At 71.2% G+C, this 23,979-nt stretch carries 24 protein-coding genes; 9 read left to right on the forward strand and 15 right to left on the reverse strand.

Annotated features, from left to right (window positions below; all coding sequences use genetic code 11):
• Positions 1–50: 50 nt before the first annotated feature.
• The 7 genes from chlG to J2S22_RS13710 all read left to right on the forward strand — a co-directional run bounded on the left by chlG (position 51) and on the right by J2S22_RS13710 (position 8,457).
• Positions 51–950, forward strand: a complete 900-nt coding sequence (gene chlG, locus J2S22_RS13680; protein ID WP_272775443.1) for a chlorophyll synthase ChlG — start codon at positions 51–53, stop codon at positions 948–950.
• Positions 947–2,323 carry a BCD family MFS transporter gene (locus tag J2S22_RS13685; RefSeq protein ID WP_272775444.1) on the forward strand — a complete coding sequence of 459 codons (1,377 nt, stop codon included), beginning with the start codon at positions 947–949 and terminating at the stop codon, positions 2,321–2,323. The genes chlG and J2S22_RS13685 overlap by 4 nt, the downstream gene beginning before the upstream one ends.
• A 2-nt stretch (positions 2,324–2,325) precedes the next feature.
• On the forward strand, positions 2,326–3,522 hold the full coding sequence (locus J2S22_RS13690; protein ID WP_272775445.1) for a geranylgeranyl diphosphate reductase: 1,197 nt from the start codon (positions 2,326–2,328) through the stop codon (positions 3,520–3,522).
• Positions 3,519–4,034 (forward strand): TspO/MBR family protein, encoded by a 516-nt coding sequence (locus tag J2S22_RS13695; protein WP_272775446.1) that lies wholly within the window; start codon positions 3,519–3,521, stop codon positions 4,032–4,034. Before J2S22_RS13690 ends, J2S22_RS13695 begins: the two co-directional genes overlap by 4 nt.
• Positions 4,035–4,044: 10 nt before the next feature.
• Complete coding sequence (locus J2S22_RS13700; protein WP_272775447.1) at positions 4,045–4,344, forward strand: hypothetical protein; 300 nt, start codon at positions 4,045–4,047, stop codon at positions 4,342–4,344.
• A gap of 314 nt (positions 4,345–4,658) precedes the next feature.
• Complete coding sequence (gene ppsR, locus J2S22_RS13705) at positions 4,659–6,032, forward strand: transcriptional regulator PpsR (RefSeq protein ID WP_272775448.1); 1,374 nt, start codon at positions 4,659–4,661, stop codon at positions 6,030–6,032.
• Positions 6,033–6,204: 172 nt separating this feature from the next.
• Positions 6,205–8,457, forward strand: coding sequence for a GAF domain-containing protein (locus tag J2S22_RS13710; RefSeq protein WP_272775449.1), 2,253 nt, complete (start codon positions 6,205–6,207; stop codon positions 8,455–8,457).
• Between the two features lie 84 nt (positions 8,458–8,541).
• Here the strand turns inward: J2S22_RS13710 and J2S22_RS13715 are convergent, their stop codons facing one another.
• The 14 genes from J2S22_RS13715 to J2S22_RS13780 all read right to left on the reverse strand — a co-directional run bounded on the left by J2S22_RS13715 (position 8,542) and on the right by J2S22_RS13780 (position 20,941).
• The gene (locus J2S22_RS13715) at positions 8,542–9,321 is read right to left on the reverse strand and encodes a biliverdin-producing heme oxygenase (protein ID WP_272775450.1); all 780 of its coding nucleotides are present in this window, start codon (positions 9,319–9,321) and stop codon (positions 8,542–8,544) included.
• A 29-nt stretch (positions 9,322–9,350) separates the two neighbouring features.
• Positions 9,351–9,764 carry a hypothetical protein gene (locus tag J2S22_RS13720; RefSeq protein ID WP_272775451.1) on the reverse strand — a complete coding sequence of 138 codons (414 nt, stop codon included), beginning with the start codon at positions 9,762–9,764 and terminating at the stop codon, positions 9,351–9,353.
• Positions 9,765–9,774: 10 nt separating this feature from the next.
• Positions 9,775–10,827 (reverse strand): photosynthetic reaction center cytochrome PufC, encoded by a 1,053-nt coding sequence (gene pufC, locus J2S22_RS13725; protein WP_272775452.1) that lies wholly within the window; start codon positions 10,825–10,827, stop codon positions 9,775–9,777.
• Between the two features lie 2 nt (positions 10,828–10,829).
• Positions 10,830–11,801, reverse strand: coding sequence for a photosynthetic reaction center subunit M (gene pufM, locus J2S22_RS13730; RefSeq protein ID WP_272775453.1), 972 nt, complete (start codon positions 11,799–11,801; stop codon positions 10,830–10,832).
• A 12-nt stretch (positions 11,802–11,813) separates the two neighbouring features.
• Positions 11,814–12,638, reverse strand: coding sequence for a photosynthetic reaction center subunit L (gene pufL / locus J2S22_RS13735; protein WP_272775454.1), 825 nt, complete (start codon positions 12,636–12,638; stop codon positions 11,814–11,816).
• A 122-nt stretch (positions 12,639–12,760) separates the two neighbouring features.
• On the reverse strand, positions 12,761–12,943 hold the full coding sequence (gene pufA / locus J2S22_RS13740; RefSeq protein WP_272775455.1) for a light-harvesting antenna LH1, alpha subunit: 183 nt from the start codon (positions 12,941–12,943) through the stop codon (positions 12,761–12,763).
• Between the two features lie 12 nt (positions 12,944–12,955).
• Positions 12,956–13,159 carry a light-harvesting antenna LH1, beta subunit gene (pufB, locus tag J2S22_RS13745; RefSeq protein ID WP_272775456.1) on the reverse strand — a complete coding sequence of 68 codons (204 nt, stop codon included), beginning with the start codon at positions 13,157–13,159 and terminating at the stop codon, positions 12,956–12,958.
• A 125-nt stretch (positions 13,160–13,284) separates the two neighbouring features.
• Entirely contained in the window at positions 13,285–13,521 is a 237-nt protein-coding gene (locus J2S22_RS13750; protein ID WP_272775457.1) for a hypothetical protein, read from the reverse strand.
• A 99-nt stretch (positions 13,522–13,620) separates the two neighbouring features.
• Positions 13,621–15,069 carry a chlorophyllide a reductase subunit Z gene (bchZ, locus tag J2S22_RS13755; protein ID WP_272775458.1) on the reverse strand — a complete coding sequence of 483 codons (1,449 nt, stop codon included), beginning with the start codon at positions 15,067–15,069 and terminating at the stop codon, positions 13,621–13,623.
• Positions 15,069–16,694, reverse strand: a complete 1,626-nt coding sequence (gene bchY / locus J2S22_RS13760) for a chlorophyllide a reductase subunit Y (protein ID WP_272775459.1) — start codon at positions 16,692–16,694, stop codon at positions 15,069–15,071. Before bchY ends, bchZ begins: the two co-directional genes overlap by 1 nt.
• A 21-nt stretch (positions 16,695–16,715) precedes the next feature.
• Entirely contained in the window at positions 16,716–17,705 is a 990-nt protein-coding gene (locus J2S22_RS13765) for a chlorophyllide a reductase iron protein subunit X (RefSeq protein ID WP_272775460.1), read from the reverse strand.
• Entirely contained in the window at positions 17,702–18,643 is a 942-nt protein-coding gene (gene bchC / locus J2S22_RS13770) for a chlorophyll synthesis pathway protein BchC (protein ID WP_272775461.1), read from the reverse strand. Before bchC ends, J2S22_RS13765 begins: the two co-directional genes overlap by 4 nt.
• 98 nt (positions 18,644–18,741) lie before the next feature.
• Positions 18,742–19,905 (reverse strand): methyltransferase, encoded by a 1,164-nt coding sequence (locus J2S22_RS13775; protein WP_272775462.1) that lies wholly within the window; start codon positions 19,903–19,905, stop codon positions 18,742–18,744.
• A 169-nt stretch (positions 19,906–20,074) separates the two neighbouring features.
• A complete protein-coding gene (locus J2S22_RS13780) occupies positions 20,075–20,941 on the reverse strand; it encodes a polyprenyl synthetase family protein (protein ID WP_272775463.1) in 867 nt (288 codons plus the stop codon).
• A 116-nt stretch (positions 20,942–21,057) separates the two neighbouring features.
• Between J2S22_RS13780 and crtD the strand changes: the two genes are divergently transcribed.
• The gene (gene crtD, locus J2S22_RS13785) at positions 21,058–22,626 is read left to right on the forward strand and encodes a 1-hydroxycarotenoid 3,4-desaturase CrtD (RefSeq protein WP_272775464.1); all 1,569 of its coding nucleotides are present in this window, start codon (positions 21,058–21,060) and stop codon (positions 22,624–22,626) included.
• Entirely contained in the window at positions 22,602–23,510 is a 909-nt protein-coding gene (locus tag J2S22_RS13790) for a carotenoid 1,2-hydratase family protein (protein WP_284701049.1), read from the forward strand. The genes crtD and J2S22_RS13790 overlap by 25 nt, the downstream gene beginning before the upstream one ends.
• A 173-nt stretch (positions 23,511–23,683) precedes the next feature.
• Here the strand turns inward: J2S22_RS13790 and J2S22_RS13795 are convergent, their stop codons facing one another.
• Positions 23,684–23,854, reverse strand: coding sequence for a hypothetical protein (locus J2S22_RS13795; RefSeq protein WP_272775466.1), 171 nt, complete (start codon positions 23,852–23,854; stop codon positions 23,684–23,686).
• Positions 23,855–23,979: the final 125 nt, after the last annotated feature.

The raw sequence follows: 23,979 nt of genomic DNA on the forward strand, positions 1-23,979 counted from the left end.
CACCGGGGACCGGGCGGCGCAGGAACGCGCGACGCGAGGACGAGTGACGCATGAGTGTGACGACGACCATGCAGATGCCGGCGCCGTCCGCCGTGCTCGAGCTGCTGAAGCCGATCACTTGGTTTCCGCCGATGTGGGCGTTCGCCTGCGGCGTGGTGTCGTCCGGCCTGCCGCTCGGTCCGCGCTGGCCCGTGGTGGTCGCCGGCATCGTGCTGTGCGGGCCGCTGCTGGTCGCCACCAGCCAGGTCGTCAACGACTGGTTCGACCGCCATGTCGACGCCATCAACGAGCCGCACCGCCCGATCCCGTCCGGCCGCATCCCGGGCCGCTGGGGCCTCTGGCTCGCCATCCTGTGGACCGCGATGTCGCTCGCGCTGGCGAGCCAGCTCGGCGGCTGGGTGTTCGGCGCCGCCGCGGTCGGCCTGGTGCTCGCCTGGCTGTACAGCGCGCCGCCGGTCCGCCTGAAGCAGAACGGCTGGTGGGGCAACGCCGCCTGCGCCATCACCTACGAGGGCTTCGCCTGGTTCACCGGCGCCGCCGTGATGATCGGCGGCCTGCCGGACTGGCGCATCGTGACGCTGGCCTTCCTCTACAGCGCCGGCGCGCACGGCATCATGACGCTCAACGACTTCAAGTCGATCGAGGGCGACATCCGCACCGGCGTGCGCTCGCTGCCCGTGCAGTTCGGCGTCGACGCCGCGGCGCGGCTCGCCTGCGTCGTGATGGCGCTGCCGCAGCTCGCCGTGATCGTGCTGCTCGCCAGCTGGGACCGCCCCGTGCACGCCGCAATCGTCACCTTGCTGCTGGTCGCACAGGGGGCGCTCGCGATGCGCTTCCTGGCCGCCCCGATCGCCAAGGCGACCTGGTTCAGCGGCCTCGGCGTCACGCTCTACGTCCTCGGCATGATGACGAGCGCAGTGGCGCTCGCGGCGTTCGGAGCCCCGGCATGACCCCCGTCCCGCCCGGCCATATCGGCCTCCTGGGCATCGTCCGCCTCGGCCTCGTCCAGACCGCGCTCGGCGCCGTCGTGGTGCTGACCACGTCGACGCTCAACCGCGTCATGGTGGTCGAGTTCGCCCTGCCGGCGATGCTGCCGGGCGCCCTGGTCGCCATCCACTACGCCGTCCAGGTGCTGCGGCCGCGCTGGGGCTACGGCTCCGACACCGGCGGCCGGGTGACGCCGTGGATCATCGGCGGCATGGCGACGCTGGCGCTGTCCGGGGCCGCCGCCGCGGCCGGCACGGCGATGCTCGGCACCAGCGTGATCGCCGGCGTCGCCATCGCGGCGCTCGCCTTCCTGGGGATCGGCGTCGGCGTCGGCGCCGCCGGCACCTCGCTCCTGGTGCTGCTCGCCAAGCGCGTCCATCCGGATCGCCGCGCCGTCGCCGCCACCATCGTCTGGGTGATGATGATCGTCGGCTTCATCGTCACGGCCGGCGGCGCCGGCCACCTGCTCGACCCGTTCTCGCCGGCCCGTCTGGTGACGGTGGCGACCAGCGTCTCGGCGATCGCCTTCGTGCTGTCGCTCGCGGCGGTGTGGGGAGTCGAGGGCGACACCCGCCCGGCCGCGCAGGCCGCTGCGCCGGGCCGCGGCGAGGAGGCCCGCAAGGTGCCGTTCCGCGAGGCGCTGGCCCAGGTCTGGGCGGAGCCCGAGGCACGCCGCTTCGCCATGTTCGTGCTGATCTCGATGCTGGCCTACAGCGCCCAGGACCTGATCCTCGAGCCGTTCGCCGGCACCGTGTTCGGCCTCACCCCGGGCGACTCGACCAAGCTGTCCGGCCTGCAGCACTCCGGCGTGCTGGTCGGCATGGTGACGGTCGGCATCGCCGGCACCGGCCGCTTCGGCCGGGCGCTCGCCTCGATGCGCGGCTGGTGCATCGGCGGCTGCATCGCGTCCGCCGTGGCGCTCGCGAGCCTGGCGCTCGGCGCCTTCGCCGGACCGGGCTGGCCGCTGCACGCCTGCGTGTTCATGCTCGGCGTCACCAACGGCGCCTATGCGGTCGCCGCCATCGGGTCGATGATGGGCCTCGCCAGCAACGGCCGCGAGAACCGCGAGGGCGTGCGCATGGGCCTGTGGGGCGCCGCCCAGGCGATCTCGTTCGGGGTCGGCGGCTTCCTCGGGACGCTGGCGAGCGACGTCGCCCGCGCCCTGCTCGGTTCGCCCGTCACGGCCTACGCCACCGTCTTCACGCTCGAAGCCGCGCTGTTCCTGGTCTCGGCCGTGCTGGCCGCCCGGGTGCATCCCGGCCGCATTCCGGAGAGCACCGTCGATACGAGTCAGGGCGAGGCGTTGTATGCGCCCGCCGAGGCAGGGAGGTCGTGACCATGGCTGCAGTGGAGACGTTCGACACCGTGGTGGTGGGCGGGGGCCCGGCCGGCGCGACCGCCGCGACCGATCTGGCCCGCCGCGGCCGCTCCGTCCTGCTGCTCGACAAGGCCGGCCGCATCAAGCCGTGCGGCGGCGCCATCCCGCCGGTGGCGATCCGGCAGTTCGAGATTCCCGACCACATGCTGGTCGCCAAGATCACCGGCGCCCGGATGATCGCGCCATCCGCCCGCCAGGTGGACATGCCGATCGACGGCGGCTTCGTCGGCATGGTCGACCGCGGGCCGTTCGACGAATGGCTGCGCGAGCGCGCCGAGGCAGCCGGCGCCACCCGCCGGGCCGGCACCTTCGAGAGGCTCGGCCGCGACGACTCCGGCCTGTCGCTCGTCCACTACCGGCCGCGCGACGCCGCGGCCGGCACCTCGGTCAGCGTGCGGGCCCGCACCGTGATCGGTGCCGACGGCGCCATCTCGCAGGTCGGCCGCCAGGCCGTGCCGGGCGCCGACCAGGTGCCGCACGTGTTCGCCTATCACGAGATCGTCGAGTCGCCCGCCAGCGGCGTCGCCGACTTCGATCCGGCGCGCTGCGACGTCTACTACCAGGGCCCGCTGTCGCCCGACTTCTACGCCTGGATCTTCCCGCACGGGGCGACCACCAGCATCGGCACCGGCTCGATGAGGAAGGGCTTCGCGCTGCGCGAGGCGGTGGCGCAGCTGCGCCGGACGACCGGGCTCGACGCCTGCGCGACGATCCGGCACGAGGGCGCGCCGATCCCGCTGCATCCGCTCAAGCGCTGGGACAACGGCCGCGACGTGCTGCTCGCCGGCGACGCCGCCGGCGTGGTGGCGCCCGCCTCGGGCGAGGGCATCTTCTACGCGCTCACCGGCGGCCGGCTCGCCGCCGAGGCGGTCGACGAGGCGCTGGCGACCGGGGACGCGCGCGCCCTCGCCCTCGCCCGCAAGCGGTTCATGAAAGCCCACGGCCGGGTGTTCTTCATCCTTGGACTGCTGCAGCGCTTCTGGTATCGCAGCGACTGGACGCGCGAGCGTTTCGTCGGGATGTGCCGCGATCCGGATGTGCAGCGGCTCACCTGGCAGGCCTACATGAACAAGGAGCTGGTCCGGGCCAAGCCCGCGGCTCACGTGCGGATCTTCTTCAAGGACATTGCTTCGCTGTGCGGTCTCGCTCACCCTTGACGCTTCGCGTCGACCTGAAGCCGGAGCCGCATGCGCGCGGCTTCCTCGGCCCCCTCTTGCTCGCCGCGCTGTTCACCGCGGCGGTCGCCACCATCGGCGGCGAGCTGACCCAGCTCGGCGCCTGGTACCAGGCGCTGAAGAAGCCGTGGTGGCAGCCGCCCGACTATGCCTTCCCGATCGTCTGGACGAGCGTCTTCGCGCTCTCGGTGATCGGCATGGCGTTCGCCTGGCGCGACATCGCCTGCGAGCGGCGCCGCGCCGTCGCGGTCGCGCTGTTCGTCCTGGTCGGCGGCCTGAACGTCCTGTGGAGCTTCCTGTTCTTCGCCCGCCAGCGGCCCGACTGGGCGCTGTACGAGGTCGGCGTCCTGTGGCTCGCCGTCTTCCTGCTGGTGGTCACGCCGCTGAAGGACTCGAAGCTCGCGAGCCTGTTCTTCTTCCCCTACCTGGCCTGGGTGACGATCGCCTCCTACCTGACCTGGACGGTGGTCCAGCTCAACGGGCCGTTCGGCTGATCGGGCGGGAATGCGCGACCTTTTCGCCAGCGGACGCGTCGTCGACCTGATCCTGGCGCTCGTCGCGCTGGAGACGATCGGCCTCGCGCTGCTGCATCGGTCGACCGGGCGCCTGCCCCGGCTCGCGGTGCTGCTGCCCAACCTCGCGGCCGGCGCCTTCCTGCTGCTCGCCGTCCGGGCCGCCCTGGTCGGGGCCGACTGGGTGTGGGTGGCGGCGAGCCTGCTCGGCGCCCTGGTCGCCCATCTGGCCGACCTCGCGACACGCGTCGCGAGGTCTTGTCCAAAGCCACAATCAATACGGGAAGATTAGCCGCCGCACGACAACCGACAGTCCCGAACGACACCATCATCCGTCAAGGTTGCGACACCCGGCGAAAATGCCGGGCTGTTTTGATGCTGCGCAACTTGATTTACGAAGCAATACGCAATAGCTCCATTGACGGACGCTGGCGACGGGTCCAATTGACACGCAAGGAATGGGAATCCGAACAATACTGATTCGCCCCTGGTGAGCGAACCCCTGTGCCGCCGGGCTCCCGCTGAGACCATCGTGGTGGTCGAAATTTCTTGATCATCGAGGGCAGCGCGCGGTCGCCTCTGTAACGTTTTCGGTATCGAGCGACCATGACCAGTCTCAACATCTCGCAGCCGGACGTCACCCTGTTGCTCGACATGAGCGGGGTGATCCGCGAGGTCACGCTCTCCGATTCGATCTCCGAAAAGGGTGTCGAGGCGTGGCTGGGGCGCCCGTGGGTCGAGACCGTCACCGAGATCGGCGGCGAGAAGGTCCGCCGGATGGTCGAGGACGCCCTCAAGACGGGCGTGTCCGCGTTCCGGCAGGTCACCCAGAAGTTTCCCAGCGGCCGCGAGCTGCCGATCGAGTACACGACCGTCCTGCTCGGCGGCCGGCCCGGGCTGCTCGCCATCGGCAAGAACCTGCAGGCCGTTGCGGAGCTGCAATCGCGGCTGATCGCGGCCCAGCAGACGATGGAGCGCGACTACTGGAAGCTGCGCGACGTCGAGACCCGCTACCGGCTGCTGTTCCACACCTCCACCGAGGCGGTGCTGCTGCTGCGCGCCTCCAACCTGCGCATCATCGAGGCCAATCCGGCCGCCGTGCAGGCGCTCGGCGCGGTCGGGCCGCGCCCCGACAGCATCGCGGGCCGCGACTTCCTGGCCGACGTGCTGGCCGAGGAGCGCGACCTGCTGCAGGCGATGCTGCTGCGGGTCCGCGAGCAGGGCAAGGCGCCCGGCATCGTGATGCATTTCGGCCAGACCCGGAAGGCCTGCCTGGTCCGGGCCTCGCTGATGACCTCCGATCCGGGCCCGATCTTCCTGGTCCAGCTCTCGCCCGTCGGCGCGCCGCTGCCGATGCCGGCCCAGGCCGACCGCCTGTCGGTCGAGGACCTGATCGAGCGCATGCCGGACGGCTTCGTGGTGATCAACCAGGAGGGCGTGATCCGGCGCGCCAACCAGGCGTTCCTCGATCTCGTCGAGGTCGGCGCCAAGGGCCTGGTCGTCGGCGAGCGGCTCGGCCGCTGGCTGTGGCGGCCCGGCGCGGACCTCACCGTGCTGCTCGCCAACGTGCACCGGCAACGCTTCGTCCGGCTGTTCTCGACCACGATCCACGGCGAGCTCGGCGCCTCCACCGAGGTCGAGATCTCGGCGGCCGGCACGGGGGACGCCGCGAACCCGCATATCGGCGTGATCCTGCGCGACGTGGCGCGGCGGCTGCCGCCGGCCGAGGACGCCAACCGGCTGATCTCGGCGCTCGGCCCGCTCACCGAGCAGATCGGCAAGACCTCGCTGCGCAAGCTGGTGCGGGACACCATCGGGGTGGTCGAGCGCCATTACGTGCGCGCCGCGCTCGACCTCGCGGGCGGCAACCGGACGGCGGCGGCCGAGCTCCTCGGCCTGTCGCGCCAGAGCCTGTATGCAAAGCTGAATCGGTACGACCTCGGCGACGACCCGCCCGCGGGCGGATCAGGGAAAGGTTGAATTCCACCGCCGGCCGCCGATTTCACTCCCGTTCGCCGCAAATGCTGGACGAGTGAGCCTCACTTTCGGTTAGATTAAGTCCCGAGTGTGTCCGGCGACGGGCACGAACGGCCCGGGTCGGCCCGCCGACGGGTCCGATCGACGTACGAGAACGACACCGGAGCACGGAGACTTGGGCGAGCCACTCTCGATCCCGCCGTTCGGACAGGCCGACCTGTCGAATTGCGAGCTGGAGCAGATCCATCTCGCGCAATCGATCCAGCCGCACGGCGCGCTGATGATGATGCGCGAGAGCGACGGCGTCGTCGTCCAGGCGAGCGCCAACGCGGCCGACTTTCTCGGCCTCGCCGAGCCGGTGCTCGGACGCCGGGTCGCCGACTTCGCGCCCGAGCTCGCCGAGGCGATCGCGCCGCATCTCGGCGAGCCGCTCGATTCGATTCCGCACGTGCTGCGCTGCCGGTTCGGCGGCCGCGGCTGGGACGTGCTCGTCCACCGCCCGCCCGGCGAGGGCGTGATCATCGAGCTCGAGGAGGCCGGCGCCACCCTGCCGCTGGCGACCCGGATCGAGAAGGCGCTGCAGGCGATCCTCGGCTCGCCCTCGGTGCGGGCGCTGTGCGACGAGGCGGCCCGCATCTACAAGACGATCACCGGCTACGACCGGGTGATGATCTACCGCTTCGACGAGCTCGGCCACGGCCAGGTTTTCTCCGAGCAGCGCGAGCCGGAGCTCGAGCCCTATCTCGGCAACCGCTACCCGGCCTCGGACATCCCGCAGATCGCCCGCCGGCTCTACCAGCGCAACCGCGTGCGCGTGCTGGTCGACATCGCCTACGAGCCGGTGCCGCTGGTGCCGCGCCTGTCGCCGATCAGCGGCACCGACCTCGACATGTCGCTGTGCACGCTGCGCAGCATGTCGCCGATCCACATCCAGTACCTGAAGAACATGGGCGTCGGCGCCACCATGGTCGCCTCGCTGATGGTCGGCGGCAAGCTGTGGGGCCTCGTCGCCTGCCACCACTACGTGCCGCGCCTCGTCTCCTTCGAGGTGCGCGCCGTCTGCGAGCTGCTCGCCGAGGCGATCGCCACCCGCATCGCGGCGCTGGAGAGCTTCGTCCAGGCGCAGGCCGAGCTGTCGGTGCGCCGGCTCGAGCAGCGCATGATCGAGGCGATCGCCCGCGAGGGCGACTGGCGCATGGCCCTGTTCGACAACTCGCAGGCGCTGCTGACGCCGGTGAACGCCACCGGCGCGGCGCTGCTCTACGACGGCCAGATCCTCACCACGGGCGAGGTGCCGGGCACGCCGGACCTGCGCGCCATCGGGGCGTGGCTCGACGGCCGGCCGCGGGTGCCGCTCTACGCCACCTCGACGCTCGGCGCCGAGATGCCGGAGTTCGCCCGCTGCGCCGCCGTGGCGAGCGGAATCCTGGCGACGCCGGTGTCGCCCTCGCCGGGCGAGTACCTGATCTGGTTCCGGCCCGAGCGGGTGCGCACCGTCACCTGGGGCGGCGACCCGCTCAAGCCGGTCGAGGTCGGCGCCTCGCCGAAGGACCTGTCGCCGCGGCGGTCCTTCGCCAAGTGGCACCAGCTCGTCGAGGGCACCTGCGACTCGTGGACCTCGGCCGACCTCACCGCGGCGCGGCTGATCAGCGACACCGTCACCGACGTGGTGCTGCAGTTCCGCGCCGTCAGCTTCCTGATCGCCCAGCACCAGCTCGACACGGTGCGCAGCCAGGTGCTGGTCTCCGACCAGCCGGCCGTGATCGCCGACGCGACCGGGCGCATCCTCCTGTGCAACGGCGCCTTCAACCGCCTGCTGCCGCTGACCCAGGGCGGGCTCGTCACCATCGACGACCTGGTGCCGCTGTTCGTCGACGCCGCCGAGGTGCGCCAGCGCATGCTCGACCTCACCGCCTATCACCGCACCTGGCGCGGCGAGGTGCAGCTCGCCGCCGGCCAGGAGGATCCGCGCCAGCTGCTGGTGCGCGCCGACCCGGTGTTCTCCTCGCCCGGAAAGGTGCTCGGCTTCGTGCTGCTGTTCATGGACCTGACCGAGCGCAAGGCGGCCGAGAGCGCCCGCAACCGCTTCCAGGAGAGCGTGGTCGACCGCAACGCCCTGTTCTCCGCCCGGCTGGAGCCGAAGGCCGACCAGATCTACCGCACCCTGCTCTCGCCCGTGGTCGAGAACGCCCAGCTGGCGGCGCTGGAGATCACCGACGGGCTCGACACCACCCGGATGGCCGAGATGCTGGGCAGCGTGCAGGCCTCGGTCTATCGCACCGCCGAGGTGCTGGCCCATCTCGCCTCGCACGCCGCCGGCGCCCAAGACGTCGCACACGACGACGGGCACGAGGGCGGCCAGCGCGGCGACAGGCCCGGCGAGCCGAACGGTGACGGCCACAGCCGCAAGGGGCCGGGCGAGGCCTGACGGCGCGGCGCGCCGGAGCGGCTCGGCCCGGGCCGGCGCGGCGACGCGGCGTCCGGCGGCAGTCCGTCGTCCGGCAGCCGCGGCCTACTCGGCCGGGGCCGGCTCCGGGGTGCGCGCGGCAGCGCCGCCGGCCGCCTCCTGGACCGCCCAGAACAGCGCGATGTTGAGCCGGAACGCCAGCATGGCCTCGGCCAGGATCGCGTCGGGGCGGTCGGTCTCGAAGGCGGCGCGATCGATCGCCGCGCGGTAGTCGTCCTTGTAGGCCTCGAGCCCGTCGATGCCGGCGAAGCGGTAGAGATTGCGCATGCCGACGTCGAGGCCGAGCGTCTTGGCGAGAACCTGGCTCACCGTCTGGCCGCCGCTGAGATCGCCGAGATAGCGCGTGTAGGCGTGGCCGATCAGGCGGATGCCGTCGCCCTCGGCGGACTCGGCCACCGCCGCCGCATAGGCCCGGCCCTCCGGCAGCAGCGGCACGGCGCGCGCCGCCGCGGCGCTGCCGCAGAGCGTCTCGACGTCGCGCGCGATCGCGTCGGCGCGATAGATCTCGGGCCGCACGATCAGGCGGACCGCCGGCGTGTCGCGGTGGCGCTCGAGGCCGCGCTCGATCGCCTCGTAGACGGCGTGCAGGTTGCGCAGCAGCAGCGTGTAGGCGGCACGGCTCGAGCGGCCGCGGACGATGTCGCTGATGACGCCGGCCTTCTCGGCCCGGCGGTGGAGCGGTGCCGTCACCTCGCGCAGCGCGTTCGCGAGGCCGATGCGCCGGATCTCCGCAGGGTCCGGCACGGCCGTGGCCGGCCCGGTGTCCTGCTCGGTCTCCGCTGCGGCCTCGTCGTCCCGGCGGGACGTCGCCTCGTCGTCCGTCATGTGGCCTCCGTACCGGATCGGACTAGACGTCAGGACAGGGCGGAAATCAATGCCGGAGCCGCAGGGCGGCTGCGCGGAAACCCTGGAGCACCGGCTCGCGGCGCTCCGCCCCGGCGACGCTCCGTCCCGGCGGCGTCCCGCCTCCTGCGGCCGTGTTCGACGGGCGTGCGCGCGGCCGCGACCAGCAGGTCCCGCCGGCCCGCGAGCACGGCCGGGCTCCTAGCGCAGCCGATCCGCTTGCGCGGCCGGATCGCGAGCACGGCCGGTCCGCTATCGCGGCCGGACTCGGCCCGGGACCGATCGTGATGCGCGCGCATCGCGGCGGGCGTCGCCGGCCCCCCAAAGACGAAATCGGCGTCGTCGGCCCGAGGGTCGACGACGCCGGTCGCGTTGCGGTCCGCCGCATCGCCGGCGAGCCGCCCGTGGGCGACCCGCATGGCCATGCTCAGGCTTTCACTTCGCTGCCGCCGGAGCGGCGGACGCCGTCCGTGCCGGAGCCGGCCCGATCAGGATCGGATAATCCTTGACCATGCTGGCGCCGTAGAGCGGCTTGTTCACGCCTTCGTGGCAGGTGGCGCAGTTCACTTTCGCGACGTCTCCCAGCGGCCCGAGGCGGGACGCGGGGAACTGCGGGGTCAGGGGCTCGAGGAACTGCGTGTTGATGTCACGCGTCATCCGAATCCCGTACCACGCGGTGGTGCGTTGCGGAGTGCTCTGGTCCCAGTCGAAGAAGGACCGCGAGTTGTGGCAGTACGTGCAGTTGACCCCCAGCCCCTTGGAGATGTGCATCATCAGGCTGTAGGTCCATTCCGTCTGCTTGATCGACGCCCGGTTGCCCGCCGGAAGCGCCGTGCCGGAGATCACCCGGATCTCGTTCGCGTCCTTGAGGAAGGGCGTGAACGGGTCGACCGGGAGAGCCGTGATGCCGCCCGCCGCCGAAGCGACGTTCTGACCGGCGAGATTGCCGGCCGCACCACGCGCCGTCTTCGGCGAGTCGAGATACCACACGCTCGCCGGGACGGGCTGCCCACGGTGGCAGGCCCAGCAGGTGACGCCCGTGTCGGCCACGTGCGTCTTCCAGCTTCCGTTGATGTACCGGACCATCTCCAGCATGCGCCGGGAGACGATCTTGGTGTACGGGCGTTCCGCGGCGAGATCGTTCTCGTCGTGGCAGTAGGCGCAGCCCTGCTCGGGCGACACCCAGGTCGTCATGTCCGTCATCAGCCTCAGGAACTCGTTGGCGTCCATGTCCCCGAGAACCTTGACGTTCGTGTAGACCTCCGAGGCCTTCTGGCCGGCCGGATCGGTGGCCGGCGCCGGCTCGGGCAGCTGGTTGGCTCTCACCTTGGCCCGGTCGGTCCGCGGATTGGAGTTCTCCTCCATCGCGAGCCCGCGATAACCGCGCTGGACGCTGTCAACCGGTGGGAACTCGAAGGCGTACACCACCAGCAGCAGCGCCAGGGCTGCGGAAATCCCGGCCAGCAGTCGCATCGTGAAGACGCTCATGACTAGCCTCCCGGAACCAGGGTCGGATCGGCGACGGACGGGAACACCGCGGGATACATCGGTGCCACGCCGTGCTTCACGGCCCAGAGATACCAATTGTCGACCACCGTGCCGGTCAGCAGGATGCCGATGCCGCCCGTCAGGGTGACCAGGACCGCGAACCACCAACCCCAGCGGTGGATGGATTCCGCCGTGGCGTTGAAGCCCATGGTCCAGCGCCAGAACAGCGCCGCCCGCTCGTAGGCCGTTCCGCGATCGACGATCTGCTCGACCTCCCTCTCACCGCCGAAATGGCTCACGGCCAGGATGGTCGCGCCGTGCATCGCGAAGAGCACCGCCGAGCCATACAGGAACGCGATCGAGAGCATGTGGAAGGGATTGTAGAACAGGTTGCCGTAGCGGATCGAGAACGCCGCCGTCCAGTCGAGATGCGGGAAGATCCCGAACGGAACGGCCTCGGCCCAGGCACCCATCAGGATCGGGCGGATGAAGCCGAGCGACAGGTACAGGAAGATCGCCGACGCGAACGCCCAGGCGAGATGGGTTCCCATCCCGAGGACGCGCGCGCGCCGATAGACCCGCACCCACCAGAGCAGGATCGAGAGCGTCAGGAAGAACCCCGCCATCAGCCACCATCCGCCCTCGTTGAGGGGCGGGATGCGGAGGCCGTAGGCGGGCGCCGGCGGCTCGAGCGCGAGCCACGGCAGCTGCCGGACGAACTGGATCGGATCCCAGTTCACCGAGGCGAACATGTTCAGACCGATGATCTCGAACGCGATGAAGCCGCAGAGCAGCGAGGCGATGCCTGTCCAACCGAGATAAACCGGTCCGACCTGGGCGTCACCCAGCTTGCCCAGCCAGTAGGAGAAGAACCCCTGGCCCACCCTGTAACCCGCGGTGCCTTCCACCGGCACGCCGGCGTAACCGGGACCGCGGATCTGCACCTGGGTGAAGATGTTCTGGTATTCGGCCATGTGAGCCCCCTCCTAGCGCCAGATCGGGAGGTCGAGCCACCAGGACCACCACTCGGGCCAGCCACGTGTCCAGAACGGGCCGCTGATGATGATGCAGATGGCGCTCCAGAACGCCGCACTGACCGCCAGGAACAGGCCGAGACGATGGATGCCGAGCGTGCCGATCGAGTAGCCGATCGTGTCCCGGAAGATCGAGTTCTCGTGTTCCGCTCCCTTCACGACCTCACCCGCCTTGGGATTGGCGGCCGAGATGATCAGGGACCCGTGCATCGCGAGCGCGAGCGCGTTCGTGAAGAAGAACGTGATCGCGATGCAGTGCGCGGGATTGTAGTGGAAGTGCAGGTACTGGTACCCGACGTTCGACACCCAGTCGAGATGGCTCATGATGCCGTAGGGGAATCCGTGCCCCCAGGCGCCCATGAGAATCGGCCGGATGACGACCAAGGCGACATAAGCGAAGATGGCAAAGCTGAACGCGACCGGGATGTGGAGACCCATGCCGAGCTTGCGGGCGATTTCCGCCTGGCGCAGGGCCCAGGAGCAGAACGCGCCGAGCGCGCACACGGTGATGATCTGCCACAACCCTCCTTCCTTGAGCGGAGCGAGCGCGAGCCCGTAGCTCAAGTCCGGCGGTGCGATGTTGATCTGCCAAAGGTTCCAGGTCGGCCCGAGGGCCGCGCCCCAAATGATGAGTGCCGTGCCGAGGAAGGTAAAGAAAACCGTCGTGACTCCGAAGAAGCCGACATAGAACGGCCCCACCCAGAAGTCGAAGAGGTCCCCGCCGATCAGCGTACCTCCACGGACGCGGTATTTTCGTTCAAAACTGAGCATGGCCATTGTTGGGATCCCCCGATCGACACCGGCCGGCAGGCTCGCGCGCGGCCTGCCTGCTCATTGCACATCGGCGGCGGACGAGCCGAGCAGAACGCTGGCGACTCGTCCGCCGTCCTTGGTCGATGTTACTTCGCCGGCAGCGGAGCATTCTGGGCCGCCGCGGCGGGCTTCGCACGCGGGGACTCCAGCCAGTTGAACCGGTCGGTGCTGAGCAGGATGAAGTGGATCAGCAGAGCCAGCCCGAACAGGAACGTGAACAGAGCGACCAGCGTCCGACGCGGATCGAAAAGAAGCCAAGCGCGCCACATTGTTCTTCCCTCCTACGACAGGTACGAGGCCAGGTGGCTGACCGCCACGTTCACGCCGTCGACGACCGACGCGTTCTTCGCCCACGGGCGCCACATCCACGCGAGGACGTGAGCGATCGCGGCGACGACGACGAAGCCGAGGAAGCTGGAGACGAAGACGCTGTGGAACTCCTTCGCTTCCGCTTCTGTCAGACCGGACAGAGACTTATCAGCCATGGAGATACTCTCCGATGAAAGGCCTTGCGGCCGTTACCGCGCCCATCCCGCGCGGCTTGGGAAGTCGTGGCGAGCCACGACGATCACTCGCCCGGCAGCGTCGGGCGAAGCTCTTGGTCAGTCCGTCATCCCATGAAGGCGAACGGGACGTACTTGCTGGCCGCCGCGCGCGCCTCGGCGATGACGGACCGGTCACCGGTGGCCTGGCTCATGCGCGACACACGCACCAGGAGCCGACGCCCGATGGCCTCCAGCAGGAAGGCCACGAAGGCCGCCGCGAAGATCAGGCGATAGTCCATCGCCTCCTTCGCCGAATGGCCCGCCAAGAGGCGATGCGAGAGGTGCTCGGTTCTCTCAGCCATGAGGATGCCCTCCTGTTGAATGACTGATCGCCGGCGCAGGCGCGCGGCGTGAATCGGTTGTCGAAATGGCGGCGGTCGCGGCCGGGTGCGGGAACGGGCTCATACCGTCTCTCCCATCACCGCGGCGTCGACGCCGAGAACACGGCGTTCCGTCACCCGCTCCTCGCCGGCGGCGCGGGCGCTGCGCTCGGCGGCGTCGCGCAGCCGCTTGGCGGCCGAGATGCGCACCAGCACCGGCTGCCGCTCGACCAGACGGTCGAGCGCGGCCTTGGCGGCGTCCTCCCACGGCAGCTCGCGGTGCAGCCGCGACGGCGTCGCCTCCACGGCATCGAGCGCGCTGCCGAGCGGCAGGATGTGGAAGAGCGCGTCGAACAGCGCGTTGCAGACCTCCTGCACCAGGTAGGTCGCGCCCGCGTAGCCCATGAAGGGCGTGCCGGTGTGGCGCCGCACGATCGCGCCCGGGAACGAGGCCGGGATGAAGGCGGCGCGGCCGCCGATCTCCGACAGATACATGCGCTCGTTGTAGGAGCCGAACAGGACGAGCGGGGTCTTCTCGTGGATCGCCTTGCGCACCGCGGCGTTGTCGGGCTTCGTCCCGGCCGAGCGCGCGACCGCGAAGTGGCACGGCAGGCCCATCTCCTCGGCGAGAAAATGACGAACCCCGCGGGCGTAGGTCTCGGTCGCGACGATGCCGAAGCTCGCCGTGCCGAAGAAGTCCTGGGTCACCGAGCGCCACAGATCCCACAGCGGCTTCACGGTGGTGTGCAGCTCGCGGGCGATGAAGGGCTCGGGATCGAGGCCCGTGAGCTCGCCCAGCGTCCGCAGGAACTTGGTCGTCGAGTGCAGGCCGATCGGCGCCTGCAGATAGGGACGCTCCAGCGTCTCGCACAGCAGCCGGCCGAACTCGCGATACATGCAGACGTTCACGTCGGCGTCGGCGAGCCGCGGGATGTCGGCGAGATGGGTGCCGAGCGGGAACACCAGGTTCACCTCGGCGCCGATGCCCTCGACCAGGCGACGGATCTCGGCGAGGTCGGACGGCATGTTGAAGGTGCCGTAGCACGGGCCGATGATGTTGACGCGCGGCGTCTCGCCGGGCTGGCGCGGCTTGCGGTCCGGCACCTTCTTCGAGCCGTACTCGCTCCACAGCCACGCCATCGCGCGGTTGGCGCTCTGCCACTGGTCCTCGTCGATGGTGCGCGGCAGGAAGCGCTTGATGCCGGTGCCCTCGGGCGTCACGCCGCCGCCGATCATCTCGGCGATCGAGCCGGTGACCACCACGGACGGCAGATCCGGATCGAGCACCCTGTGGGCGCGGTGCATGGCGCCCTCGGTGCCGTGCTTGCCGAGCTCCTCTTCCGAGAGGCCCGTGACCACGACCGGAAGCTCGTGCGGCGGCAGCGCGTCGGTGTAGTGCAGCACCGCGGTGACCGGCAGGTTCTCGCAGCCGACCGGGCCGTCGATGATCACCTGCAGGCCCTTCACCGCGGTGAACACGTAGACCGAGCCCCAGTAGCCGCCGGCGCGATCGTGATCGAGGAGGAGCATCAGATCATCTCCTCCGCCTTGCGCTTCCTGGCCTGGGCGGCGAGCTGGCGCCGCACCTTCTCGCGGAACTCGGGCCGCGCCTTCGGCACGTCCTCGTGCACGCCGGCGGCGTCGCCCGTGCCGACGCCGCGGAACAGCTCGGTCATGGCGTCGAACCGCGCCTTGTTGGCCATCGCCGTGTTGACCACCACGGCGAGCGAGCCGGCGCCGGCGACGCCCATCAGGGGCCGCGCCGAGATCAGGTTGGTGAAGTAGAGCGCCGGGATGGCGTGCTGCTTGGCGTGCTGCACCACCGGCGTCGTGCCGATCGCGAGATCCGGCGCGAAGGCGTCGACGGCGGCGAGGTCCTGCTCAAGCGAAGCACGGTACTGGACCTTCACGCCCCGCGCCTCGAGCCAGTCGCGGTCGCTCTCCGACCAGCGGGTGCGCGGGCACGCCGTGCCGACATAGGGAACCTCGGCGCCGCTCTCGATCAGCAGGCGGGCGACGAGCAGCTCGGAGCCCTCGTAGCCCGACACCGTGATGCGGCCGCGCACCGGATTGGCGGCGAGCGCGGCCTCGATGGCCGGCAGCATCCGGGCCTTCACCGCGTCGACCTTGTCGGCGGCGACGCCGCAGGCCGCGCCGATGGCCTCGAGCCAGGCCGCCGTGCCGTCGACGCCGACCGGCGCCGAGCCGACGATGCTGCGGCCCGCCGTCTCGAACTCGCGGACCGACGCCGTGTAGAAGGGATGGATGGCGGCGACCGCGGCGCAGTCCAGCGCCGCGTAGAGCTCGCGCCACTCGCGGGTCGGCACCACGGGTCCGGCGGCCAGGCCCATCGGCTCCAGCATCATGCCGAGCCCGATCGGATCGGCCGGGAACATCTCGCCGAGCAGCGTCACGGTCGGCTTGTCGCTCCTGCCGCCGCGCGGCGCCGCGACCGGGCCCTGCTCGGCCTCGGCGCGCGCATAGGCGAGCATCGCGCCGGCCAGCACGTCCTTGGCCTCGGCATGGGTCGGCACGCCGAAGCCCGGCACGTCGATGCCGACGACGCGGACGTCGTTGATGGTCTTGGGCAGGAGCTGCAGCGGCACGCCCGAGGCGGTCGGGACGCACAGATTGATGATCACCACGGCGTCGTGCCGGGCCGGATCGGCGAGCGCGTGGACGGCGTCGCGGATGTCCTCGAACAGCTTGCCGGTGACCAGCGTCTCGGAGTTGAACGGCACGTAGCCGACGCTGCGCCGCGCCCCGTAGAAGTGCGACGTGAAGGTGAGGCCGTAGACGCAGCAGGCGGAGCCGGACAGCACCGTCGCGGTGCGCCGCATCCGCAGGCCGACGCGCAGCGAGCCGAAGGCCGGGCACATCGACTGCGGCTGGTCGTGCGGGCCGACCGGATAGTCGGCGGCGTAGCGGTCGAGCGTCTCGGTCTTGCCGGCCGCGGCCGCCGCCTTGCGCATCTCGTCGACGCCGGCGTGGCAGCCGCCCTCGCCGGCCGCCCCCGGACCGACGCCGGCGACGACGCCGGCCGGCGTCGTCTCGACGTGCGTCGCGGCATCCAGCGTCACGGCCGACGTGGTGTCGTACACCACCTCGGTGCTGGCGCTCGGCGCGACTGCGGTTTCGGGTCGGCTCGACGACATGACGAAAAACGGATCTCCGAATCAGACGGTGTCGTAAATCACTTCGAGCGACGGCTTCGGCACGAAGCTGCCGCCGCGCATATCCTCCTGGGTGGCCGGCTCGAGCACCACGTCGCGGCCGACCGTGTCGCCCGAGAACAGCCCGAGCAGGGCCTCCTGGGTCAGCGGCTTCGGCCGCTGCGGCGGCGCCTCGGCGACGTTGGTCGCGAGCGCCTCGAACAGCGGCGCCCATTCGGTGCCGGGCCGGCCGACGATCTGATAGGCGGCGCTCTTGCGGCGGATGTCCTCGTTGGCCGGGATCGCGGCGAGCACCGGGATGCCGGCCTGGGCCGCGAAGGCGTGCGCCTCGCCGGTGCCGTCGTCCTTGTTCACCACCATGCCGGCGACGCCGACATTGCCGCCGAGCTTGCGGAAATACTCCACGGCCGAGCAGACATTGTTGGCGACGTAGAGCGACTGCAGGTCGTTGGAGCCGACCACGATGACCTTCTGGCACATGTCGCGGGCGATCGGCAGGCCGAAGCCGCCGCACACCACGTCGCCGAGGAAGTCGAGCAGCACGTAGTCGAAGCCCCACTCGTGGAAGCCGAGCTTCTCCAGCGTCTCGAAGCCGTGGATGATGCCGCGTCCGCCGCAGCCGCGCCCGACCTCCGGGCCGCCGAGCTCCATGGCGAACACGCCGTCGCGCTTGAAGCAGACATCGGAGATGGTGATCTCCTCGCCGGCCAGCTTCTTCTTCGACGAGGTCTCGATGATGGTCGGGGTGGCGCGGCCGCCGAACAGGAGCGAGGTGGTGTCGCTCTTCGGGTCGCAGCCGATCAGCAGCACGCGCTTGCCCTGCTGCGCCATCATGTAGCTGAGATTGGCGAGCGTGAAGCTCTTGCCGATCCCGCCCTTGCCGTAGATGGCGATGATCTGCGTCGCCTTGGACGCGGACGACGGCACCGGATCGGGCTCGATCGCGGCTTCGGCGCGCAGGCGTGCGGTATCGATCGGCATCGACGCGTTCATGCGTACCCTCTCCAGTCAAGGATCATCTTGAGACAGGTCGGATCGGTGAACGCGGTGCGGTACGCGGTCGGCGCGTCCGCGGCGGCGCAGCGGTGGGTGATGAGACCGTCGAGCGAGAGGCGTCCCTGCTCGATCAGGCTCTTCACGGCGACGAGATCCGGCTCGCGCCATTCGGCGGCGACCCGGATGGAGATCTCCCGCATGAAGGCGGGCGGAAACGCGAAGCCGAGCGGCTCGCTGTAGAAGCCGGCGAGGACGATCTCGCCCTTCGGGGCGAGGCGGCCGATCAGCGTGTCGAGCAGCTTGGAATCGCCCGACACGTCGTAGATCGCGTTGTAGTCACGGCGCGGATCGTCGTTCGGATCGACGACGCGGTAGCCCTGCGCGCCCTGGGCGCGACCGGCGTCGCGCTCCCACACGGTAGGCGGCTCCCCGCCCGCCAGCACTGCCAGTCGGGCGAGGAGACGACCGAGGACGCCGTGCCCGACAATCAGATCCGGAGGCGTCCGTTCGGCCCCCGCCATGGCGTGGCACGCCGTCGCGGCCAACGCCATGAGGACGCCTAGCTCGTTGAGATCGTCGGCGATCGGCAGCGCCTTGGCGCCGGGCACCACGACGCGCCGCGCGGCGCCGCCGAACAGCCCCCTGACGTCGCCGAAGCAGCGCGCGCCGGGGACGAAGACGTGCTCGCCGACCCGCCGGCCCGAGCGATCGCCCGCCGACGTGATCCGACCCACCGACTCGTATCCCGGCACCAGAGGATATCCGAGCCCCGGAAACGGCGGCATCCGCCCCGACCAGAGCAGACGCTCGGTTCCGGTGCTGATCCCGCTCCAGTCGATATCGACCACCACATCCTCGTCACCGGGATGGCTGAGGTCGAGACGACTGAGAACGAGGCGTTCGGGTTCCTCTAGGACGACCGCAACTGTGTCCATGACGTCTCCGAGCCGTTCCGCAAGGAGGCTAAAGCACCGACCTGAAGTGTCAGCCTACGCTTACTTCCCCCTATGTCAAGTCGTATTGTCAACTCGTTCTAAGGGCCGCGAGCATCTGCAACAACCAGCTGAACCAAAAGAGGATTCCGAGTTGTAACGAGAGTTGGACGGTGGAAGCCCGCGGCGTTCAGGAGAGCGCTCAGACCCGCCGGAGTCCGGGGCCGTCCCCGCCCCATCGCCATAAAGTAGAAACCAAAATAGGCTTCGCCCGCGGGCTCGGCGCCGGGCGCGCCGGACATCGGCTCGGCGACGATCACGCGGCCGCCGGAGCGTCCCGAGGCGGTCAGCGCCTGCCGCGCGGCGCGCAGCACGGCCAGCACGGTCTCGTCGTCGTGGTCGTGCAGGATCCGGACGAACGAGATGGTGTCGGCGCCCTCCGGCAGCGGGTCGCGGCGGAAGTCGCCGCCGTGCACGGTGGCGCGGCCGGAGAGGCCGGCGGCGGCGATTCGGGCGCGCGCCCGCTCGGCCACCGCCGGGAGGTCGAACAGCGCGAGTGTCAGGCCGGGATGACGCTCGGCGACGGCGCACAGGAAGGCGCCCTCGCCGCCGCCGACGTCGAGCAGGCTGCGGCGGCCGGCGAGCGGCGCCGCGGCGAGCACCTCGTCGGCGATGAACGCCTGGGTGGCCGCCATCAGCCGCGAATACGAGGCGACCGCCGCGTCGGGCAGCGCACCGGGCGCCGGGCTGCCGGCATAGGCCCAGAAGCGGGCCAGCGCCGTGTCGGTCCGCTCGCCCTTGAGGAGCGCCACCGGATCGGCGAGGTCGGCATAGAAGAGAGTGTGGTGCTCGATCATGTCGGCGAGGCCGCCATTGCCGAGCAGCGCCGCGCCGTGGACGCCGAGGGCGAAGCGCGCCGGCCCGCACGGCTCGACCAGGCCGAGGGTCGCGGCGGCGGCGAGCAGGCGGCGGGCCGCCTCCTCCGGCAACCCGGTCGCCACGGCGATCGCCGCGACGGAGCGCGGCCCGTCGGCGAGCTGCTCGAACAGCTTCAGCTGCACGCAGGCGAGCAGGACCTGGGAGTAGACGAAGCCGGCGACCAGATCGAACAGCGCCCGGCTGCGGCGCCGCGCGATCGGCCGGGTGAGCGGGAAGGCGGCGGCGGCGCGCTGGAAGCGCGGCGAGGCGAGCAGCCGGTTGCGCAGCCCGAGCCATCGCTCGCGCCATGCCGACGGATGCGGGTCCTGGGGCGTCGGATCTTTCACGTCGCCGCTCGCGCGCGTCTCGACTTCACCTCCCCCGGGCGGGGAGCGTCGCGTGTCCGTCGGTCCGGGCGCGAGAAGAGCCCCGCGCCCCCGGAAACCAGCTCCGGCTCGGCGTTTCGGGCTGTCGTCCCGGGTTCGCCGCCGGGCGGCGCCCCCCGGACGGCAGGTGTCAGGCGGCCGCCGCGGCGAGCCGCTTCGGCACGAGGCGCTTGGCCTCGGAGAGGATGAGGGTCCGCAGGTCGCCGGCGCCGGGGCACGGCGGGATCGCGGCGATGGCCTCCTTCACCAGGCTCTCGAGCCGGTGCATGGCGCCGTCGATGCCGAGGTCGCGCACCGCGCTCGGACGGCCGAGCGCCGCGTCGCGGCCGATCGGCTTGCCGAGCTCCTCCTCGTCGGCGGCGGCGTCGCGCAGGTCGTCGGCGACCTGGTAGGCGAGGCCGAGCCGCGCGCCCACGACCTTCCAGGGCTCCGGATCGTGGCCGGCCGCGGCGGCGCCCAGCATGGTGGCGGCCGAGAACAGCGCTCCGGTCTTCTGCTCGTGGTACTCGACGAGGTCGCAGAACGGCTCGCATTCCCACGCCTGGCCGGCCGCGATGCCGCCCGGCATGCCGACCGACTGGCCGACGATGCGCATCACGTTGGGCAGCCGCTCCGGCGAGCACGGCACGTAGGCGAGCTGCTCGAAGGCCAGCACGATCAGGGCGTCCCCGGCCAGCACGGCGATCCGCTCGCCATAGGCCATGTGGACCGACGGCTTGCCGCGCCGCAGCGCCGCGTCGTCGAAGCAGGGCAGGTCGTCGTGGATCAGCGAGGCGCAGTGCAGGAGCTCGATCGACGCGGCGGCCGCGTCGGTGAGGCCCGGCTGGTCGTCGCCGCAGGCCGCCGCGGCGGCCAGGCAGAGGCGCGGGCGGACCCGGGCGCCCTTGGGAAACACCGCGTAGCGCATCGCGGAGGCGAGCTTGCTGGGAGCGCTGGGTGTCTCGGCCCGGGCCAAGGCGGCGTTGAGAGCCTGCTCGATCCTCGTGCTACTATCCATGCGTTCAGCCCCTGATGGCGAGCAAAGATATGTAATGATCCATTGTCATGCTCAACTGTCACGCAGTATAGACACATGGACACCGAACTCAACGGTATTTCTCCGGATTGGTGAGCGTGGGGGGTGAGTCCGCGATCGTGGTCGGGGCCGGCGCCGGGGGATTGTCCGCGGCCCTGGATCTCGCGCTCGCCGGCTTCGCCGTGACCGTCGTGGAGACCGCCGCCGGCCCCGGCGGCAAGATGCGCGAGGTGGTGGTCGGCGGCCGCGGCGTCGATGCCGGCCCCACCGTCTTCACCATGCGCTGGGTGTTCGACGAGCTGTTCGCCGCCGCCGGCACGACGCTCGCCGACGAGCTCGCCCTGACGCCGCTCGACGTGCTGGCCCGCCACGCCTGGAGCGGCGGCGGACGCCTCGACCTCCACGCCGACACCGGCCGGTCGGCGGACGCCATCGGCGACTTCGCCGGTGCCGCCGAGGCACGGCACTTCCGCGCCTTCTGCGACCGGGCCGCCCGCATCTACAAGACCCTGGAGGAACCGTTCCTGCGCGCAGAGCGCTGCCGCAGTCCGCTCGATCTGGTGCGCCGGCTCGGCCTGTCGCGGCTGCCCGAGGTCCTCGCCATCTCGCCCTTCGCCACCCTGTGGGGCGCCCTCGGCCGGCACTTCCGGGATCCGCGGCTGCGCCAGCTGTTCGGCCGCTACGCCACCTATTGCGGCTCGTCGCCGTTCCTGGCGCCGGCGACCCTGATGCTGATCGCCCATGTCGAGCAGCAGGGCGTGTGGGTGATCGACGGCGGCATGCACCGGCTCGCCGAGGCGCTGGTCCGCGCGGCGCAGCGGCACGGGGCGGTGTTCCGGTTCGGCGCGCCGGTCGACACCGTGCTGGTCGAGCGGGGCCGCGCCGCCGGCGTCGTGCTCGCCGGCGGCGAGCGGCTCGCCGCCGACGTGGTGATCCTCAATGCCGACGTGTCGGCCGTCGCGGAAGGCCGGTTCGGCACGGCGCTGCGGCGCACCGCTCGCGGCGTGCCGCAGGCCGCCCGGTCGCTCTCGGCCGTGACCTGGTGCCTGGTCGCCGAGGCCGACGGCTTCCCGCTGCACCATCACACGGTGTTCTTCTCGGACGACTACCTGGCCGAGTTCGACCGTCTGCAGCGCGACCGCCGCCTGCCCGACGATCCGACCGTCTATGTCTGCGCCGAGGACCGCGACTTCGGCTCCCGCGGTGCCGGCACGGCGCGGTCCGACGGAGCACCGGGCGGACCCGAGCGTCTGCTCGTCCTCGTCAACGCGCCGCCGACCGGCGACGCGACGCCGCCCTCCGCCGCCGCGCTCGCCGCCTGCGGGCACGCCGCCTTCGACCGGCTGCGCCGTTGCGGGCTCGTGCTGCGCCACCGCCCGGAGGACAGCGTCGTCACCACGCCCGTCGACTTTCACCGGCTCTTTCCGGGCACCGGAGGAGCGCTCTACGGAAGGGCTTCGCACGGATGGATGGCATCGTTCCAGCGGCCGGGATCCCGCACCCGGATTCCGGGCCTGTATCTGGCGGGGGGCAGCACGCATCCGGGACCGGGCGTGCCGATGGCGGCCCTGTCGGGCCGGCTGGCAGCGGCCGCCGCGACGGCGGACCGCGATTCGACGAGCCGGTCGCGCCGGGCGGGTATCTGTGGTGGTACGTCGACGCGCTGAGCGACGACGGCCGCCACGGGCTGACCATCATCGCCTTCGTGGGCAGCGTGTTCTCGCCCTATTACGCGTGGGCGCGCCGGCGCGCCGTCCCGCGTGGCGCCGCCGATCCGCACGACCACTGCGCCCTCAACGTCGCGCTCTACGGCGAGACCCGCCGCTGGGCGATGACCGAGCGCGGCCGCGCCGCGCTCCGCCGCGACGCGTCGAGCCTCGCGATCGGCCCGAGCGGGCTCGCCTGGGACGGCACCACCCTCACCATCACGATCGACGAGACCACCGTGCCGGTGCCGTCGCGGCTGCGCGGCACCGTGCGGGTGCGGCCCGCGGCGCTCACCGGCGCGAGCTTCGCGCTCGACGACGCCGGCCTGCATCTGTGGCGGCCGATCGCGCCCTGCGCCGCGGTCGAGGTCGATCTCGCCCGGCCGGAGCTCGCCTGGCGCGGCCACGGCTATCTCGACAGCAATCGCGGCGAGACGCCGCTCGAGAGCGCCTTCGTGTCGTGGGACTGGTCGCGGGCCGCCCTGACGGACGGCGCCGCGGTGCTCTACCACGCGATCCGCCGCGGCGCCGCCGGCGCGACCGACGAGCGCGCCCTGGCGCTGCGCTTCGACCGCGGCGGCGGCGTGACGCCGTTCGAGGCGCCGCACCGCATCGCGCTGCCGGACACGCTGTGGCGGGTGCCGCGCGAGACCCGGGCCGACACGCCGGACGCCATGACGGTGACCGAGACCTTCGAGGACTCGCCCTTCTACGCCCGCTCGCTGCTCACCGGCACGCTGCTCGGCGAGCCGGTGGCGGCCGTGCACGAGAGCCTGTCGCTCGACCGCTTCGCCGCCCCCTGGGTGCAGGCGATGCTGCCGTTCCGCATGCCGCGGCGGCGGTGAGGCCGAGCGCGTCCTCCGCCGGAGTTCTCACCGGAGCAGCCCCCTCCGCTCATGCCCGCGCAGGCGCGCATCCAGGATGCGACGCGCCGTGGCGCCTCCTGGGTGCCCGCCTTCGCGCGGACGAGCGGAGCGTGAGGAGATGGGGCGATCGATGGCCGGCCTTCAGCCGCGGCTCACTTGTCGGGCGCGCCGGGGGCGCCGGCCGAGTGGTCCGAATAGGCGCGCTTGAAGGCATCGCGGTTGCTGCGCTTGCGCGTGAAGGCGACGAGCTGCATCACCGCGAAGGCCAGGAAGGCCCCGAGCGTCATCAGGGCGAGCGAGGGGATGAAAGCGTCCCACGACATGGCGTCCTCGTGTCTGCTGGTGTGACGACTGCCGGGAGGCTCACGGCCCCGCGCGGCCCGGCGCGGCGCGCCTTTGTCGAGCCAACGCGACGGCCCGGCTTTCGATCCGTTCGGTGTGGCGAAGC

Source organism: Rhodoplanes tepidamans, assembly GCF_030813915.1.
Taxonomy (GTDB): domain Bacteria; phylum Pseudomonadota; class Alphaproteobacteria; order Rhizobiales; family Xanthobacteraceae; genus Rhodoplanes; species Rhodoplanes tepidamans.

What these genes read in the sequence shown, in the direction of transcription:
- chlG (WP_272775443.1), top strand. Translation starts at nt 51, where the DNA reads ATGAGTGTGACGACGACCATGCAGATGCCGGCGCCGTCCGCCGTGCTC.
- bchC (WP_272775461.1), bottom strand. Translation starts at nt 18,643, where the DNA reads ATGGACACAGTTGCGGTCGTCCTAGAGGAACCCGAACGCCTCGTTCTC.
- pufB (WP_272775456.1), bottom strand. Translation starts at nt 13,159, where the DNA reads ATGGCTGATAAGTCTCTGTCCGGTCTGACAGAAGCGGAAGCGAAGGAG.
- pufM (WP_272775453.1), bottom strand. Translation starts at nt 11,801, where the DNA reads ATGGCCGAATACCAGAACATCTTCACCCAGGTGCAGATCCGCGGTCCC.
- J2S22_RS13715 (WP_272775450.1), bottom strand. Translation starts at nt 9,321, where the DNA reads ATGACGGACGACGAGGCGACGTCCCGCCGGGACGACGAGGCCGCAGCG.
- bchZ (WP_272775458.1), bottom strand. Translation starts at nt 15,069, where the DNA reads ATGCTCCTCCTCGATCACGATCGCGCCGGCGGCTACTGGGGCTCGGTC.
- J2S22_RS13690 (WP_272775445.1), top strand. Translation starts at nt 2,326, where the DNA reads ATGGCTGCAGTGGAGACGTTCGACACCGTGGTGGTGGGCGGGGGCCCG.
- pufA (WP_272775455.1), bottom strand. Translation starts at nt 12,943, where the DNA reads ATGTGGCGCGCTTGGCTTCTTTTCGATCCGCGTCGGACGCTGGTCGCT.
- J2S22_RS13700 (WP_272775447.1), top strand. Translation starts at nt 4,045, where the DNA reads ATGCGCGACCTTTTCGCCAGCGGACGCGTCGTCGACCTGATCCTGGCG.
- J2S22_RS13780 (WP_272775463.1), bottom strand. Translation starts at nt 20,941, where the DNA reads ATGGATAGTAGCACGAGGATCGAGCAGGCTCTCAACGCCGCCTTGGCC.
- pufC (WP_272775452.1), bottom strand. Translation starts at nt 10,827, where the DNA reads ATGAGCGTCTTCACGATGCGACTGCTGGCCGGGATTTCCGCAGCCCTG.
- J2S22_RS13685 (WP_272775444.1), top strand. Translation starts at nt 947, where the DNA reads ATGACCCCCGTCCCGCCCGGCCATATCGGCCTCCTGGGCATCGTCCGC.
- pufL (WP_272775454.1), bottom strand. Translation starts at nt 12,638, where the DNA reads ATGGCCATGCTCAGTTTTGAACGAAAATACCGCGTCCGTGGAGGTACG.
- J2S22_RS13720 (WP_272775451.1), bottom strand. Translation starts at nt 9,764, where the DNA reads ATGGCCATGCGGGTCGCCCACGGGCGGCTCGCCGGCGATGCGGCGGAC.
- J2S22_RS13765 (WP_272775460.1), bottom strand. Translation starts at nt 17,705, where the DNA reads ATGAACGCGTCGATGCCGATCGATACCGCACGCCTGCGCGCCGAAGCC.
- ppsR (WP_272775448.1), top strand. Translation starts at nt 4,659, where the DNA reads ATGACCAGTCTCAACATCTCGCAGCCGGACGTCACCCTGTTGCTCGAC.
- J2S22_RS13750 (WP_272775457.1), bottom strand. Translation starts at nt 13,521, where the DNA reads ATGGCTGAGAGAACCGAGCACCTCTCGCATCGCCTCTTGGCGGGCCAT.
- bchY (WP_272775459.1), bottom strand. Translation starts at nt 16,694, where the DNA reads ATGTCGTCGAGCCGACCCGAAACCGCAGTCGCGCCGAGCGCCAGCACC.
- J2S22_RS13795 (WP_272775466.1), bottom strand. Translation starts at nt 23,854, where the DNA reads ATGTCGTGGGACGCTTTCATCCCCTCGCTCGCCCTGATGACGCTCGGG.